Source organism: Micromonospora sp. NPDC047074, from assembly GCF_040643815.1.
GTDB lineage: Bacteria > Actinomycetota > Actinomycetes > Mycobacteriales > Micromonosporaceae > Micromonospora.
In genome coordinates this window covers 81,127-97,177 of record NZ_JBEYVB010000019.1, presented here as the reverse complement: position 1 = coordinate 97,177, position 16,051 = coordinate 81,127, and the positions used below count along the sequence as shown (strand labels likewise).

The 16,051-nt window shown below is 72.4% G+C and carries 14 protein-coding genes; 7 read left to right on the top strand and 7 right to left on the bottom strand.

The annotated features are described in order from the left end of the window. Positions 1–4 precede the first annotated feature (4 nt). The 3 genes from ABZ809_RS22135 (at position 5) to rny (ending at position 4,427) form a co-directional block, all read left to right on the top strand. Positions 5–700 (top strand): regulatory protein RecX, encoded by a 696-nt coding sequence (locus ABZ809_RS22135; protein WP_357564460.1) that lies wholly within the window; start codon positions 5–7, stop codon positions 698–700. A gap of 86 nt (positions 701–786) precedes the next feature. Next, positions 787–1,638: a 3-keto-5-aminohexanoate cleavage protein gene (locus ABZ809_RS22130; RefSeq protein ID WP_357564459.1), complete on the top strand. Its 852-nt coding sequence runs from the start codon at positions 787–789 to the stop codon at positions 1,636–1,638. Positions 1,639–2,660: 1,022 nt separating this feature from the next. Then, positions 2,661–4,427: a ribonuclease Y gene (rny, locus tag ABZ809_RS22125; protein WP_357564458.1), complete on the top strand. Its 1,767-nt coding sequence runs from the start codon at positions 2,661–2,663 to the stop codon at positions 4,425–4,427. A 62-nt stretch (positions 4,428–4,489) separates the two neighbouring features. Here the strand turns inward: rny and ABZ809_RS22120 are convergent, their stop codons facing one another. Genes ABZ809_RS22120 through ABZ809_RS22105 form a run of 4 tightly spaced genes read right to left on the bottom strand, consistent with a single transcriptional unit; the run spans position 4,490 to position 7,892 of the window. Further along, positions 4,490–5,455 (bottom strand): amino acid ABC transporter permease, encoded by a 966-nt coding sequence (locus ABZ809_RS22120; protein WP_357564457.1) that lies wholly within the window; start codon positions 5,453–5,455, stop codon positions 4,490–4,492. Further along, on the bottom strand, positions 5,452–6,159 hold the full coding sequence (locus ABZ809_RS22115; protein WP_357564456.1) for an amino acid ABC transporter permease: 708 nt from the start codon (positions 6,157–6,159) through the stop codon (positions 5,452–5,454). Before ABZ809_RS22115 ends, ABZ809_RS22120 begins: the two co-directional genes overlap by 4 nt. Positions 6,160–6,200: 41 nt before the next feature. Continuing rightward, positions 6,201–7,079, bottom strand: coding sequence for a glutamate ABC transporter substrate-binding protein (locus ABZ809_RS22110; RefSeq protein ID WP_357564455.1), 879 nt, complete (start codon positions 7,077–7,079; stop codon positions 6,201–6,203). A gap of 57 nt (positions 7,080–7,136) precedes the next feature. Further along, positions 7,137–7,892: an amino acid ABC transporter ATP-binding protein gene (locus ABZ809_RS22105; RefSeq protein WP_091620503.1), complete on the bottom strand. Its 756-nt coding sequence runs from the start codon at positions 7,890–7,892 to the stop codon at positions 7,137–7,139. Between the two features lie 191 nt (positions 7,893–8,083). Between ABZ809_RS22105 and selD the strand changes: the two genes are divergently transcribed. Continuing rightward, complete coding sequence (selD, locus tag ABZ809_RS22100) at positions 8,084–9,073, top strand: selenide, water dikinase SelD (RefSeq protein WP_357564454.1); 990 nt, start codon at positions 8,084–8,086, stop codon at positions 9,071–9,073. Between the two features lie 394 nt (positions 9,074–9,467). Next, positions 9,468–9,947 (top strand): hypothetical protein, encoded by a 480-nt coding sequence (locus ABZ809_RS22095; RefSeq protein WP_357564453.1) that lies wholly within the window; start codon positions 9,468–9,470, stop codon positions 9,945–9,947. A gap of 22 nt (positions 9,948–9,969) precedes the next feature. Here the strand turns inward: ABZ809_RS22095 and ABZ809_RS22090 are convergent, their stop codons facing one another. Continuing rightward, positions 9,970–10,200 carry a DUF2277 family protein gene (locus ABZ809_RS22090; RefSeq protein WP_357564452.1) on the bottom strand — a complete coding sequence of 77 codons (231 nt, stop codon included), beginning with the start codon at positions 10,198–10,200 and terminating at the stop codon, positions 9,970–9,972. A gap of 51 nt (positions 10,201–10,251) precedes the next feature. Here ABZ809_RS22090 and miaB point away from each other — a divergent pair, with 51 nt between their 5' ends. Beyond that, a complete protein-coding gene (miaB, locus tag ABZ809_RS22085; protein WP_357564451.1) occupies positions 10,252–11,823 on the top strand; it encodes a tRNA (N6-isopentenyl adenosine(37)-C2)-methylthiotransferase MiaB in 1,572 nt (523 codons plus the stop codon). A gap of 132 nt (positions 11,824–11,955) precedes the next feature. On the opposite strand, the gene ABZ809_RS22080 is transcribed toward miaB, so the two are convergent. Both ABZ809_RS22080 and ABZ809_RS22075 read right to left on the bottom strand, forming a co-directional pair. Next, a complete protein-coding gene (locus ABZ809_RS22080) occupies positions 11,956–13,554 on the bottom strand; it encodes a cellulase family glycosylhydrolase (protein ID WP_357564450.1) in 1,599 nt (532 codons plus the stop codon). A 343-nt stretch (positions 13,555–13,897) separates the two neighbouring features. Next, on the bottom strand, positions 13,898–15,106 hold the full coding sequence (locus ABZ809_RS22075) for a DUF349 domain-containing protein (protein ID WP_357564449.1): 1,209 nt from the start codon (positions 15,104–15,106) through the stop codon (positions 13,898–13,900). 201 nt (positions 15,107–15,307) lie between these two features. Here ABZ809_RS22075 and ABZ809_RS22070 point away from each other — a divergent pair, with 201 nt between their 5' ends. Continuing rightward, positions 15,308–16,027, top strand: a complete 720-nt coding sequence (locus ABZ809_RS22070) for a hypothetical protein (protein ID WP_357564448.1) — start codon at positions 15,308–15,310, stop codon at positions 16,025–16,027. Positions 16,028–16,051 lie beyond the last annotated feature (24 nt).

The following is a 16,051-nucleotide window of genomic DNA, read 5'->3' as shown; positions in this document are numbered from 1 at the left end:
ACCCGTGGCAGGACGACGCGCCCGCACGGGCCGGGGCTGGGACGCCAGCCCCGCCCGCGCGGGTGACGACAGCACGCCCCGGCCCCGTCGCGCGCGGCGCGGCCGGGCCGGGGAGACCGACCCCGAGGCGCCCCCGGCCCCACCGCGCGACGAGGCGGAGGTGGCTCGGGAGATCTGCCTGCGTCAGCTCGCCGTCCGGCCCCGCACCCGGGCCGAGTTGGCCGCGGCGCTGACGAAGCGGGGGATCTCCGACGAGGTCTCGGCGGAGGTGCTCGACCGCTACGACGAGGTCGGCATCATCGACGACGCCGCCTTCGCCCGGGCCTGGGTGTCCAGCCGGCACTCCGGCCGGGGCCTGTCCCGGCGGGCGCTCGCCAACGAGCTGCGCCAGCGCGGGGTCGACGGGGAGGTCGCGAGCGAGGCCCTCGGCGAGCTCGACGAGGAGACCGAGGCCGAGACCGCGCGTGCCCTGGTCGAGCGGAAGCTGCGCACCGCCCGCGGCGAGCCGGACGCGGTCTTCCGGCGGCTGGTGGCCATGCTGGCCCGCAAGGGCTATCCGCCCGGTGTGGCGATCCGGGCGGTGAAGGACGCACTCGCCGCGCAGAGCGCCGAGGCGGCCGAGTTCGCCGAGCAGATCGACGCCGACGCACTCGCCGACGCCGAGGGCGAGCTCGACCGGGACAGCCGCTCCGCCGGGTGAAGCGGGCGGCGCACGCAGCGGGCCTTCCGCGCGGACGGCGTACCGGGGCGGGGCTGCCTGACCCCTGGGACGGAGAGGAGACAGCCGTGTTGAAGGCGTGCCTCAACGGTGCCCGTGGGCCTGCCGAGCATCCGGCGGTGCCGGTCACCCCGGCCGAGTTGGCGGCCGACGCGGCCCGCTGCGCCGGGCTCGGTGCCGGGGCGGTGCACGTGCACCCCCGGGACGACACGGGCCGGGAGTCGCTGCACCCGTCGGTGATCGCCGCCGCGCTGGCGGCGATCCGGGCTGCCTGCCCGGGGTTGCCGGTCGGGGTGAGCACCGGGGCCTGGATCGAGCCGGAGCCGGCCGCCCGGGTGGCCGCCGTGCGGGCCTGGACGGTGCTGCCGGACTTCGCCTCCGTCAACGCGCACGAGCCGGGTGCCGAGGCGGTGGCGGCGGCGCTGCACGAGCGGGGCGTGCTGGTCGAGGCGGGCCTCTGGACGGTCGACGCGGTCGAGGCCTACGCGCGCTGGCGGGTGCCGGCCGGGCGGATCCTCGTGGAGTGCATGGCCGACGATCCGGCGGTGGCGCTCGCCGACGCCGACGCGATGCTGGCCGCGTTGGCCGCACCACTCGGGACGGCGGTGCCTGCCGGGACGGTGGTGCCCGGTGAGACGGCGGTGCCCGCTGGGACGGCGGTGCCTGCCGGGACGGTGGTGCCCGGTGGGACGGTGCCTGCTGGGGCGGCGGTGCCAGCCAGGTCACTGGTGCCTGCCGGGATGGCGGTGCCGGTGCTGCTGCACGCCGAGGGCCCGGCCACCTGGCCGGTGTTGACCGAGGCGGTGCGGCGGGGGTTGTCCCGCCGGATCGGGCTGGAGGACACGCTTCTGCTCCCCGCCGGCGTCGTGGCGGCGGACAATGCGGCCCTCGTGGCGGCGGCGGTGACGGCCGGGGCGTGACGCCTGCCACGCCCTCCCACGGATGATGTCCGGGCAGAGCCGCGGCGACTTCCCGGCGAGGCCACGATGCCCGCGACCGCCGCCCCCCGGCCGGGAGAATCGGCGGCACGGCGAACCGCCCGGCGATGCGGATGCAGGATCAAGATCGTGCTTGATCCAGGATGTAGTGCCCATCTTGGCGACTGGATGCCACTCGATCCAGGAACGAGCACGATCTTGGGCCCCGGTTGCGTCCACATCGGCAAGAGCGTGACCTGAAAGTCCGTCCCGAAGCCGCCATGGTGGTGGTGGATTGTGTAGCGGAGCGTCACCACGATGTGTGGCAGGGATTACGAGTGAGACAGGAGCATCGAGTCGGCGAGCCCCGGCCACCCGGGTGGGGGAAGGACCCAGTGCGATGCCGTCGCAGTCGAAGCGGCAGGCCCGGAACTCGACGGGCGGTGGGGCCGCACCCGACAGACCGGGTGGTCGTGCGGCGGGTGGTGTGGGCTGGGCAGACGATTGGCGGCCGGTCGCCGAGTCGCCTCGTTTGTCCCCCGATGTCCGAGCGTTGGGCAGCAATGCGTGACGCGACAACTTCTCTCCGTTCGGGGGGTTTGATCATGAGTTCTTGACCTGAGCGCCCCGGGAGACCTAGCCTCGCCATACAGGCTCACATTGCCCGACCAGCGCAGGCTAAGCGCACAACATAGATCGCGTAACAGAACTGCAACACTTTGACCGAGGTGATCGGTCACTGGCGACAGCCTCGGACAGGCCGGTCCGAGGGTGGCGCGACAACTGCACCCGGCCGTCGGCGATGCCCCAGCGAGGGGGCACCGCCGACGGAAGCTACCCCATGGCCAGCCGCTCCGGTCGGGCGTCCACAGCCGCAGGGTGCGTGCCATCGGCACGGTCGCTGCGGTCTCGACGTTCAGGGGAGGCGGCCATGGCTAGGCGGCGCAGGTGCACCGGGGTGCCGACATGAGCGGCCTGAGCGGCGGGCCCGTCCCCGGGGCGACCGGGCGGGGCGGTGCGCCGGCATGAACGGTTTCGACGTGGTGATCCTCGCCGTGGTGCTGGTCCTGACCGCGGTCGTGCTCGGGGCGGTGCTGCTCGGCGTACGGGCGCTGCGCCGGCTCGGCTCGGCGCCGGCACCCGAGGATCCCGCCTTCATCGCCGAGAAGGACCGCCAGGAGCAGTCCCTCGCGGCCCTGCGCACCGCCGCCGACGAGGTCAACAGCACGATCGACGTGGCGAAGTCCGCCGCCGCGGCGGCCCGCACCGAGGCGGCCGCCGCCAAGGCCGAGGCGAAGGCGGCCCGGGCCGAGGCCCGCCGGGTGCTCGACGACGCCCGGGCGGAGGCCGACACCGTCCTGGAACGGGCGCACAAACAGGCCGAGGCCGACGCGGAGCAGTTGCGGGCCACCGCCCGGCGCAGCGGTGAGCGGGAGGTCGCGGTGCTCGCCGCCACCACCCGGGAGCAGGCGGCCGAGGTGGAGCGCCGAGCGGCCCGGATGGACGAGCGCGAGCGCCTGCACACCGAGGAGGTGGAGCGGCTCGCCGAGCGGGAGCGGCAGCTCACCGCCGCCAACGCGGCCCTGTCGGCGCGCGAGGCCGCGCTCAACCAGCGCGAGGCCGAGCTGGCCGAGGGCGAGGAACAGCGGCGCCGTGAGCTGGAGCGGGTCGCCGGGCTCACCGCCGACACGGCCCGGGCGGAGCTGGTCGAGGCGATCGAGGTCCAGGCGAAGCGCGAGGCCGCGCTGCTGGTCCGGGACATCGAAGCCGACGCCCGTGGCACCGCCGAGCAGCGGGCCCGGCACATCGTCGTCGACGCCATCCAGCGGGTCGCCAGCGAGCAGACCGCGGAGAGCGTGGTCAGCGTCCTGCACCTGCCAGGCGACGAGATGAAGGGACGGATCATCGGCCGGGAGGGCCGCAACATCCGCGCCTTCGAGTCGGTCACCGGCGTCAACCTGATCATCGACGACACCCCCGAGGCGGTGCTGCTCTCCTGCTTCGACCCGGTGCGCCGGGAGGTCGGCCGGCTGACCCTGGAGAAGCTGGTCCTGGACGGGCGGATCCATCCGCACCGCATCGAGGAGGTCTACGACCTGGCCCGGCACGAGGTGGAGCAGCTCTGCCAGCGGGCCGCCGAGGACGCCCTGGTCGAGGTCGGCATCACCGAGATCCACCCGGAGCTGGTCACGTTGCTCGGCCGGCTGCGCTACCGGACGTCGTACGGGCAGAACGTGCTCAAGCACCTGGTGGAGACCGCGCACATCGCCGGCATCATGGCCGCCGAGTTGCGGCTCGACGTGCCGACCATCAAGCGCTCGGCGTTCCTGCACGACATCGGCAAGGCGCTCACCCACGAGGTGGAGGGCAGCCACGCCATCATCGGCGCCGACCTGGCCCGCAAGTACGGCGAGAGCGAGGACGTCGTCCACGCCATCGAGGCGCACCACAACGAGGTGCCGCCGCAGACCATCGAGGCCGTCCTCACCCAGGCGTCCGACGCCTGCTCCGGTGGCCGGCCGGGGGCCCGGCGGGAGAGCCTTGAGGCGTACGTCAAGCGGCTGGAGCGGATCGAGGAGATCGCGGCCGGCAAGCTCGGTGTGGAGAAGGTCTTCGCCATGCAGGCGGGCCGGGAGATCCGGGTGATGGTCAAGCCGGACGACGTCGACGACATCGGCGCCGCCGTGCTGGCCCGCGACGTGGCCAAGCAGATCGAGGAGGAGCTGACCTACCCGGGGCAGATCCGGGTGACCGTGGTCCGCGAGTCCCGGGTCACCGAGATCGCCCGCTGACGGCGACGACACGAAGGGCCGGCCCGATCGTCGGGCCGGCCCTTCGTCGTCAGTGCCGGGGATCAGGCGGCGCCGGTGCCCTCCGCCTGCGCGGTGAGCGCCGCCGGGGGTGGGTTCTGGGCCGGGGTACCGGCGGTCTTGCGGCCCCGGGAGAGCCGGTGCTGGACGTACTGGGCCAGCTTCGACAGCGAGTAGTTCACCAGGATGAACAGCACCGCGATCACGATGTAGACCTGGATCGGGTTGTCCAGCGCGCCGATGATCTGCTTGCCGATGTTCAGGGTCTCCTCGTAGCTGATGATGAAGCCGAGCGAGGTGTCCTTGAGTACCACCACGAGCTGGCTGATCAGCGCCGGCAGCATGATCCGGAACGCCTGCGGCAGCAGGATCATCCGGGTGGTCTGCGACGGGGAGAGACCGATCGCGGAGGCCGCCTCAGCCTGCCCGCCGGGCAGGCCCTCCATGCCGGAGCGGAGGATCTCGGCGATCACCACCGAGTTGTAGATGGTCAGGCCGATGACCAGGTACCACAGGGTGTCGAACGAGACGCCGAACTCGGGGAAGCCGCGGGCCACGAAGAAGATCGTGATGACCACGGGCAGGCCCCGGAACACCTCGACGCAGACCCGGGTGAGGCCCGACAGGAACAGGCTCAGCCCGCGCAGCAGGTACGCCAGCGGCGTGGCGAACCCGGTGAACCGGCGCCGGGTCAGGCTCTTGAGCTGGATCCGCAGCACCGCGAGCAGGGTGCCGACCACCAGCGAGCAGACGATCGCCAGGGCGGCGGCGGTCAGCGTGTTCTTGAAGCCGGTGCCGATCCGCTTCCACACCAGCGAGAAGTTCTCGTTGGAGGGATCGATCAGCGGCCCCCACAGCTCCATCGAGAACTGGCCCTTGTCGTTCAGCGGCCGGTAGATCAGGAAGTACGCGCCGACGAGCAGCAGTACGGTCGCGACCGCGCTGCCGATCAGGGTGAGCCGGCGCTGGCGGGGGCCGGGGACGTCGTAGAGGACGCTCTGCTGGCTCATCGGGCCACCGCCTGCCGCTTCTCGATCCGGTCGAGGAGTGCGCCGAGGGGGACGGTCATGATCAGGTATCCGATCGAGATGCCGATGGCGACGGGGACGAAGGCGTAGCCCTCGGCCGAGGTCAGCTGGTCGGCGGTCTGCGAGAGGTCGCCGACCACCCCGAAGAAGCCGACCAGGGCGGAGTTCTTGATCATCGCGATGATCACCGACCCGAGCGGCACCACCGAGGCCTTCCAGGACTGCGGCAGCACCACGTAGCGCAGGTTCTGGCCGAAGGTCAGCCCCAGCGACCGGGCGGCCTCCGCCTGGCCGGCGGGCACGGCGTTCACCCCGGAGCGCAGCGCCTCGCAGACGAACGCCGCCGTGTAGAGCACCAGCGCGATCAGCGCGAACCGGAAGTACGGCAGGTCCGTGTCGAGCCGGCTGAACACCGCGTCCAGGCCGGGGACGCGCAGGAAGTCGGCGTTGGAGCCGAGTGCCGGCAGGCCGAACGCGGCGAAGAACATCACCACGGTCAGCGGCATGTTGCGGAAGATGTTGACGTAGCCGGTGCCGAGCGCCCGCAGCGGCGGCACCGGGGAGATCCGCAGCACCGCCACGATGGCGCCCAGGATCAGGGCGCCGATCGCGGCGAGTACGCAGATCTGGAGGGTGAGCCAGAAACCACCCGCGAAGACGTCGAACTTGTCGATGAGCACACTCACGGGTCGGTCTTCCTCCCCACCCTCCAGATCAAGGCTTCAGCTCAGTAGCGGTTGACGGTCGGCGCGGAACCCAGCTCGGCACCGAACTTGCCGGCGGTGTCGTCCCAGGCCTTCTTCCAGCTGCCGTCGGCGAACGCCTTCTCCAGCGTGTCGTTGACGAAGTTGCGGAAGTCGGTGTCCTCCTTCTTCACCCCGAGGCCGTACGGCTCCTTGGTGAAGTTGTCGCCGGCCAGCTTGAACGACGCCTCGTCCTTGGCGATGTAGCCGAGCAGGATCACGTTGTCCGTGGTGACGGCGTCGACCTGGCCGCCCTTGAGGGCGTCGCGGCACTTGTCGTAGGTGTCGAAGAGCACCAGCTGGGTGGCGACGTCCTTGACGTGCTTCTTGATCTCCTCGGCCGGCGTGGAGCCGGTGACCGAGCAGACCTTCTTGGTGCCGTCCTTGAACGAGTCCGGCCCGGTGATGGCGGCGTCGTCCTTCTTGACCATGATGTTCTGGCCGGCCTCGTAGTAGGGCCCGGCGAACGCGATGCGCTCCTTGCGCTTGTCGTTGATCGTGTAGGTGGCGGCGACCAGGTCGACCGTGCCGTTCACGATCACGTCCTCGCGGACCTTCGAGGGGGCCTCGACCCACTCGATCTTGTCCTCGGGGATGCCGAGCTCCTTGACGATGATCTTCGCGACCTCGACGTCGAAGCCCTCCGGCTTGCCGGACAGGCCCTTCTGGCCGAAGCCGGGCTGGTCGAACTTGGTGCCGATCTTGATGGCCTGGGCCTTGTTGAGGCGCTCCATCGTGCTGCCGGCGGCGAAGGACTTGCTGCCGGCGCCGGTGCCCTCGTCGGCGTCGTCGCCGCCACAGGCGGTCAGGCCGAGCGCCAGGGTGGCGGCCGCCGCGAGCGCCGCTACGCGCGTGATACGCATGTTCATCTCCTTCTTGGACGGAACCGCCGGGGGACGGCGCGCTCCAGGTACGGACGCCTAGTGCGTGAGGATCTTGGAGAGGAAGTCCTTGGCCCGCTCGCTGCGCGGGTTGGCGAAGAACTCGGCCGGCGGCGCGTCCTCGACCAGTTGACCGTCGGCCATGAAGATGACCCGGTTCGCCGCGTGCCGGGCGAAGCCCATCTCGTGGGTGACCACGACCATGGTCATGCCCTCGCGGGCCAGCGACGTCATCACGTCCAGCACCTCGCCGACCATCTCCGGGTCCAGCGCGCTGGTCGGCTCGTCGAAGAGCATCGCCTTGGGCTGCATGGCCAGCGCCCGGGCGATCGCCACCCGCTGCTGCTGGCCGCCGGAGAGCTGGGCCGGGAACTTGTCGGCCTGGTTGGCGATGCCCACCCGGTCCAGCAGGGCCAGCCCACGCTCGCGCGCCGCCGCCGGCTTCTCCTTGCGGACCTTGACCGGGCCGAGGGTGACGTTCTCGAGGATCGTCTTGTGCGCGAAGAGGTTGAACGACTGGAACACCATGCCGACCTCGCTGCGCAGCTTCGCCAGCGCCTTGCCCTCGGCCGGCAGCGGCTGCCCGTCGAAGGTGATCGTGCCGGAGCTGATCGGTTCGAGGCGGTTGATGGTGCGGCACAGCGTCGACTTGCCGGAGCCCGACGGGCCGATCACCACGACCACCTCGCCGCGGCCGACCGACAGCGAGACGTCGTCCAGCACGTGCAGCGGCCCGAACCACTTGTTGACCGAGTCCAGCACGATGAGCGGTTCGCCCGTCGTCACGTCGTTCACCGTCCCTGTCGTCGCGCGGGGTCGGATGACCCCCGGTGCGGCAACTGTAGGCGGGGTGATGTGGCGGGAGGCAACTCAGTTGGTCACGGAGCGATAACACCACTTCAGATCAGGGTCAAGAGTCCGATTCTGACCGCGATCCGGGGCGGTGTGGGTGGCGTTCGGTAGGGCACTGCGGAGATCATATCCGGATGACCGAACCGGTACGGCTGACCCGGTATGCCCGGGGTGGCGGCTGCGCGTGCAAGATTCCCCCCGGCGAGCTGGAAGCGATGGTCGCCGGGCTCGGCCCGGCCACCGGCACCGCCGAGCTGCTCGTCGGGCTCGACCACGGCGACGACGCCGCGGTGGTCCGGCTCGACGAGCGCACGGGTCTGGTCACCACCGCAGACTTCTTCACCCCGGTGGTCGACGACGCGTACGACTGGGGGCGCATCGCCGCGACCAACGCCCTCTCCGACGTGTACGCCATGGGTGGCACCCCCCTCGTCGCGCTCAACCTGCTCTGCTGGCCGCGCGACGTGCTGCCGCTGGAGCTGGCCCGGGAGGTGCTGCGCGGCGGGCAGGACGTGGCCCGCGACGCCGGTTGCCACCTCGCCGGTGGCCACAGCGTCGACGACGACGGCCCCAAGTACGGGCTGGCCGTCACCGGCGTGGTCCGCCCCGAGGAGCTGATCACGCTGGACGCGGGCCGGGCCGGCCTGCCGCTGTCGCTGACCAAGCCGCTCGGCGTCGGGGTGCTGAACACCCGGCACAAGGCCACCGGGGAGAGCTTCCCCGAGGCGGTCGCCGCGATGACCACCCTCAACCGGGAGGCGGCGCGGGCCGCGGTGGCGGCCGGCGTCCGCTGCGGCACCGACGTCACCGGCTTCGGTCTGCTCGGGCACGCCTCCAAGCTGGCCCGGGCGAGCCGGTTGACGGTGGCGATCGACGCGGCCCGGGTGCCCTACCTCGACGGTGCGCGGCAGGCGGTGCGCGACGGTCACGTCAGTGGCGGCAGCCGGCGCAACCTGGACTGGGTGACCCCGTGGACCGACTTCGGCGGCGTGGCCGAGGAGGATCGACTGCTGCTGGCCGACGCCCAGACCTCCGGCGGCCTGCTGGTCGCCGGCGAACTGCCGGGCGCCACCGTGATCGGCGAGCTGCTGCCGGCCGGGGAACACCGCATCGTCGTGCGCTGAGACCGAACGCCCCGCCCTCACCCCCACCCCCACCCCCGCCCTCACCCCCACCCCCACCCCCGCCCTCACCCCCGCCCCCGCGATCTTGCACTTTTGGCCCGCGAGTCGCGGCCTTTGCCCGGCTTGTCGGGGCACAAAGTGCAAGATCGCGGGGGGCGGCAGCCTCGCGGGGGCGGCAGCCTCGCGGGGGTGCGGGTGAGGGGTGGGGGTGAGGTGGGGCACCGTACCCGATAAACTGTCACCTTTCCGCTACTCGGAGCGATGGGTCGGAGGAAATTTTGCCCGGAATGGTCACAGACCGGTAACTTGCCCCCGGCTGAGGTCATATGCCCCCCACCATCGTCAGTAAGGCCCGATCCGGAGGCCGGTGGAACGAGCACAGCGAGGAGGCGGCATGACCGAGCTGTGGAACTGGAGAATCGACCACGCGCGGCCGGTGGAGGTCTATCCGGCACTGGCCGAGGCGCTCGGCCGGGTGGTGATGCCCCTGGCGGCGGCGGACCCCGCCCGGCTGCCGACGTACGCGGTCATCTGCGACGTCTGGCAGGCGCCGGGGGAGTTCGCCACGATAGTGGACTGCTACGGGGTGCCCGAGCAGCTTTCCGAGCACGGCAGCATCGCCGCGCTGGCGCGGCTGCTGAAGCGCAACTGCCTGCTGCGCGACGACACGCTCGACGCCGGGCGGCACCTGCTCGTCGCGCCCGACGGCACGATCCGGCCGGTGCACTTCGACGTCCGGGAGACCGACGACGGCGAGCTGCTCGCCAACCAGCGCCTCTGCACCGAGGCGGATCCCCGCTGCCGCGGCTGGTCGCAGTGCCACCGCTCGCGCTGGGCGCCGGACTCGGTGCTCCCCGCGCTCGCCGCCGCCTGACCGGGGCCGGGCGGCGGCGAGGTCAGCTCGCCGGGCTGGCGGCGCGGCCCCCGCGTACCTCCAGCTCTGCCAGCAGGGTCGCGGTGGCCGCGGCGACCGCGGCCACCGCCGCGTCGAAGGCCGCGGCGTTGTGGGCGGCGGGCTTGCGGAAACCCGAGATCTTGCGGACGTACTGCAACGCCGCGGCGTCGACGTCGGCCGTGGTCACCTCGGCGGTGTACGGCTCACGCAGGGTCTTGATGCTCCGGCACATGGCTCCTCCTCGTTCGATCCGTGGGGTGGGCCCGGATACGCTGTCCGGGTCATGACTACCGCAGCGGCGAGCAGCCCGCGCACCTACGAGGTGCGCACCTACGGCTGCCAGATGAACGTGCACGACTCCGAGCGCATCTCCGGCCTGCTGGAACAGGCGGGTTACGTGCGCGCCGCCGGGGCCGACGACAACCCGGACGTGGTGGTGTTCAACACCTGCGCCGTCCGGGAGAACGCCGACAACCGGCTCTACGGCAACCTCGGTCACCTGCGCCCCGTCAAGGCCCGGCACCCGGGGATGCAGATCGCCGTCGGCGGCTGCCTGGCCCAGAAGGACCGGGGCGAGATCGTCCGCAAGGCCCCCTGGGTGGACGTGGTGTTCGGCACGCACAACATCGGGTCGCTGCCGGTGCTGCTGGAACGGGCCCGGCACAACGCCGCCGCCGAGGTGGAGATCCTCGAATCCCTCGACGTGTTCCCCTCGACGCTGCCGACCCGGCGCGAGTCGACGTACGCCGGCTGGGTGTCGATCTCCGTCGGCTGCAACAACACCTGCACATTCTGCATCGTGCCCTCTTTGCGGGGCAGGGAGAAGGACCGCCGCCCCGGCGACATCCTCTCCGAGGTCCGTGCCCTGGTCGACGAGGGCGTGCTGGAGGTGACCCTGCTCGGGCAGAACGTGAACTCCTACGGCGTCGAGTTCGGCGACCGGCTCGCCTTCGGCAAGCTGCTGCGCGCCTGCGGCGACATCGACGGGCTGGAGCGGGTCCGGTTCACCAGCCCGCACCCGAAGGACTTCACCGACGACGTGATCGCCGCGATGGCCGAGACGCCGAACGTCTGCCACTCGCTGCACATGCCGCTCCAGTCGGGCTCCGACGACGTGCTGCGCGCCATGCGCCGCTCGTACCGGTCCGACCGCTACCTGGGCATCATCGAAAAGGTCCGGGCGGCGATGCCGGACGCGGCGATCACCACGGACATCATCGTCGGCTTCCCCGGCGAGACCGACGCCGACTTCGAGCGCACCCTCGACGTGGTGCGCGAGGCCCGGTTCTCCTCCGCGTTCACCTTCCAGTACTCGAAGCGCCCCGGCACCCCGGCCGCGACGATGGACGGCCAGTTGCCCAAGCAGGTCGTGCAGGAGCGCTACGAGCGGCTGATCGCCTGCGTGGAGGAGATCACCTGGGCGGAGAACAAGCGGCTCGTGGGGGAGACCGTCGAGGTGCTGGTGGCGGTCGGCGAGGGACGCAAGGACGAGCGCACCGGCCGGATGTCCGGCCGCGCCCGCGACGGCCGCCTGGTCCACTTCGCGACCGGCGCGACCGGCCAGCACGGTGCGACCGGCCAGCACGGCGCGACCGGCGCGACCGGCCAGCCGGGCGACGCGGGTTCCCCCGCCGGGCGGATCCGCCCCGGCGACATCGTGCACACCACGGTCACCTACGCCGCCCCGCACCACCTCAACGCCGACGGCGAGCCCCTGTCGCACCGGCGCACCCGGGCCGGCGACGCGGCCGAGGCGGGGCGTGCGCCGCGTACGCCCGGGGTGCTGCTCGGACTGCCCACGATCGGCGCGCCGGCCGCGGCGCCCGCGCCGACGACGGGCTGCGCCGCGCACTGACCCGCGACCGGCCGGGACCGCGTGGCGGCCCCGGCCGGTGCGTTCGAGGCTGTCAGACGGAGATCCGGCCGCCCCCACGCACGAAGATCGGCGGCCACCCTGAGCGGGCGGCCGCCGATCTTCAGAGGTGGATCAGCAGGCGACGCCGTTCAGCCGCACCGTGCCCGGGGCCGAGGCCGTGCCGTTGGCGGTGAAGCCGACGGTCACCGAGGCCCCCGGCGCCAGCGCGCCTGCCCAGGTCGGGGCCGCGGCCGTCACCGTGCTGCCGGACTGGGTCACCGTGGCGTTCCAGCCGCTGGCCAGGGTCACCCCGGCCGGCCAGGCCCAGGTGACCTGCCACGGGTTGACCGTCCCCGTGCCGGTGTTCGTCACCGTCAACTCCCCCTGGAAGCCGCCCTGCCACGCGTTGACCTGCCGGTACGCGGCGGTGCAGCCACCGGCCGGCGGCGGCGACGAGGTCGGGCTCACCGTCGGCGTACCGGTGGGACCGCCGCCGCCGACCGGCGCGATCAGGTACGGCTGGAGGATGGCCTGCTTGGTGGTGTTGATGTTCGTCCAGTCGTCGAGCGCGATGCCCCCGGTGTCACCCGAGTTCGGGTTCCACGACCAGTAGGTGAAGGACATCCCGTCGACCCCGGTGCCGGTGTAGGCCATCAGCTTCTCCAGCCACACCTTGTCCCGGGGGTCCGCCAGGGTGCTGCCGAACTCGCCCATCATGATCGGCGCGATGTTCTGCTTGTGGAGGTAGCCCCAGTACTTGTCCCAGATGCCCGGCAGGTTCGCGGGAAAGTCGGGGGACTTGAACCAGTTCTGCTCGAAGACCGAGGTGGCGTACTCGTGCGGCGAGTAGACCAGGCGGTTCGGCACGTCGAGCCGGACGGGGAAGTCCTTGGCCTTCGTCAGGTTGCCACCCCACCAGCCGCAGTCCTCGTCGTTGCTCGGGTCGCCGTCCCAGACGTTGGAGAGACCGCCGCTCGGGCAGCTCACCCCCTCCACGAAGATCAGCCAGTTCGGCTGCACCGACAGGATCGCGTTGCCGGCCCGCTCGGCGGCCAGCCGCCAGTCCCGGGCCGGGTCGCCGCAGCCCCAGCAGGCGCCGGTGGCCGCCGGGTTGGTGCCCTCGGCGTGCGGCTCGTTGTGCAGGTCCGCCCCGATCACCGTGGTGTTGCCGGCGTACCGCTGGGCGAGCATCTTCCAGTCGTTGATCCAGGTCGCCTCGGAGACCGTCGGGGTGTACCAGAGCGGCGACTGGCCGGCCGCCGTCGGCCGGTGCCGGTCCAGGATGACCCGCATCCCCTTGCCGCCGGCGTAGTCGATCACCTTGTCGAGGATCTGCAACGGGGAGAGCCCGACCAGGTCCGGGTTGACGAAGTCGTTGATGCCGCTGGCCGTGGCGCCCGGCTTCAGGGCGTCGTTCGAGTACGGCACACGCAGCGTGTTGTAGCCGAGGCTGGCCATCTTGTCGATCTGCCCCTTCCACGGATTGGTGGACCACAACCCGTGGAAGGTCTTGTTGTCGGTCTCCATGCCGAACCAGTTGATGCCGGTGATCCGTACCGTCGCGCCGGTGCTGTCGACGATCTTGTTGCCGTTGGTGTGCAGGTAGCCGGTGCCGGTGCCGGCGGTGGCGGCGGCGGCCGGGGCGGTGCTGGCGGCGGCGGCGACGAGGATGCCGGCCGCGACGGTGGCGAGCGCGGTGATCGCGCCGCCGAGGGCGCTGCGTCGGTACATGCGAGCTCCACTTCGAGTTGCCCGCCGCCGCCACCGGCGGCGCGGGCGGGAACCGGGCGACGGCCGTCACGCTCCCCAGGGGGTACGCGGACAGTGCGCGACGGGACGTGCCACGCGGGATGCGGCCGCTCGCGGACACCACCGGCGCCCCCCGACGGCGCGCTGCGCGCCGTCGGCGCCCTCGCGCCGGTGCCGGACCTGGCTCCGCCGCTCATTCTGATCAGCCCACCTCGATGCGTCAACCGCCCGCGACCCGGCGCGGGCCGGCGGGCCACGCACACACGCGGAAGCCCCCGGTCCGTGGCGGACCGGGGGCTCCCGTGGTGACTCAGCTCAGCTCAGCTCAGCCGGCCTGCTCGGCGAGCTGGAGGAACTGCCGCTTGGAGGCCAGTGCCTGCTCGGCCTCCTTCACCCGCCGGGCGTCCCCGGCCGCCTGGGCCCGGGACAGCCGCTCCTCGGCCTCGGCGACCTGCGCCCGCATCTGGGCGAGCAGCGGGTTGTCCTCCTTGGTGGTCCGCCGCCACGCGGAGTCCATCACCTCGCGGACCTTCTCGTCGATGACGCGCAGCCGGCGCTCCAGCCCGGCCGCCGCCTCCCGGGGCACCCGACCGGCCTCGTGCCACTGCGCCTGGATCTCCCGCAGCTTGGCCTGCGCGCCCTTCGGGTCACCGTCGACGTCCAGCGCCTCGGCCTCGGCGAGCAGCGCCTGCTTACGCTCCAGGTTGGCCCGCTGCTCGTTGTCCCGCGCCGAGAAGACCTCGCTGCGCCGGGTGAAGAACTCGTCCTGCGCGGCGCGGAACCGCTCCCAGAGCTTCTGCTCCGCCTCCTTCGAGGCGCGGGGCGCGGCCTTCCACTGGTTCATCAGGTCCTTGAGCTGGTTGGCGGTGGCCGCCCACTCGGTGGAGTCCTTGATCTTTTCCGCCTCGGCGACCAGCTCCTCCTTGGCGGTCTGCGCCTGCTTGCGCTGCGCGTCGAGGGAGGCGAAGTGGGCGCCCCGGCGGCGGGTGAACCCGTCCCGCGCGGCGGCGAAGCGCTTCCACAGCTCACCGTCGGTCTTCTTGTCGACCCCGCGGATGGTCTTCCACTCGTCGAGGATCTCCTTGAGCCGGTCCCCGGCGGTCTTCCAGCCCGTCGACTCGGCGGCGAGCTTCTCCGCCTCGTCCACCAGGGCCTGCTTGCGGGCGAGCGCCTCGCCCCGGGCGGCGTCCCGGGCCGCCTTGGCCTCGCCGGCCTTCTCCTCGGCGACCGTGGCGAGCCGGTCGAGCCGCGCGGCCAGCGCGTCGATGTCGCCGACGACGTGCGCCTCGGCCAGCGAGGCGCGGATCCGCCGGATCGTGCTCAGTGAGTGGCCCGCGTCGGCGGCGCCCGAGTTGAGCCGGGCCTCCGTCAGGTTGACCTCGGTAACCAGGTCGTCGAAACGGCGGGCGAAGTGGGCCAGCCCCTCCTCGGGCGCTCCCGCCTGCCAGGATCCGACCACCCGCTCGCCGTCGGCGGTCTTGACGTACACGGTGCCGTCCGCGTCCACCCGTCCGAAGGCAGTCCAGTCGCTCATGTGCCCATCCTCGTTCTCCCGGCGTCGGGGAGGAGTCCCACGATCGCCGCCACGGCGCAGCAAAGTTTCTCCCGGCATTGTCACAGGTGCGACCCCGTTCCCGTCGAGCGCCTATCGCCGACCGTGACCATACGGTGTCCTAGTGCCCGAACGACCGGATCGGCGCGGGGACGCACCGGGGTGTCCCGCTACGGTGGACGGGTGCCACTGGTCGCCGCCGCAGTCTGCCCGCATCCGCCCCTGCTCGTGCCCGAGGTGGCCGGTGCCGCCGCCAGCGAGCTGGACGACCTCCGCGCCGCCTGCGACGTGGCCCTGGCCCGGCTGCTCGCCGCCGAACCCGATCAGTTCCTGCTGGTCGGCGGCGGGCCGGAGACCGTCCGCTTCAACGCCGCCGACCAGGGCTCCCTGCGCCCGTACGGGGTGGACCGGGACGTCCGGCTCTGGAAGGTCAACTGCGCCGGGGGCGTACGGCTGCCGCTGAGCCTGACCGTCGGCGCGTGGCTGCTCGGCCGGACGGGCACCGACCTGCCCCGGTTCGCCGAGGCGGTGGCCGCCGACGCCACCGGCGAGGAGTGCGCCGCCCTCGGCGCGGAGCTGGCCCGGCGCGCCGAGGGCCGGACCGCCCTGCTGGTGCTGGGGGACGGGTCGGCCTGCCGGGGCGAGAAGGCGCCCGGCTACGACGACCCGCGCGCCCGGCCGTACGACGAGGGGGTCGCCCGGGCCCTGGCCGGTGCGGACGCCGACGCCCTGCTCGGCCTGGACCCGGCGCTGTCGGCGGAGCTGCGGGTCGCCGGCCGGGCGCCCTGGCAGGTGCTGGCCGGCGCCGTACGCGCGACGGGCGGCGCCTGGCGTGGCGAGCTGCACCACGCCGCGGCCCCCTACGGCGTGACCTACCTCGTCGCGACCTGGGAGCCGGCGTGACCGGGCCCGCCGGCCGCACCCCGG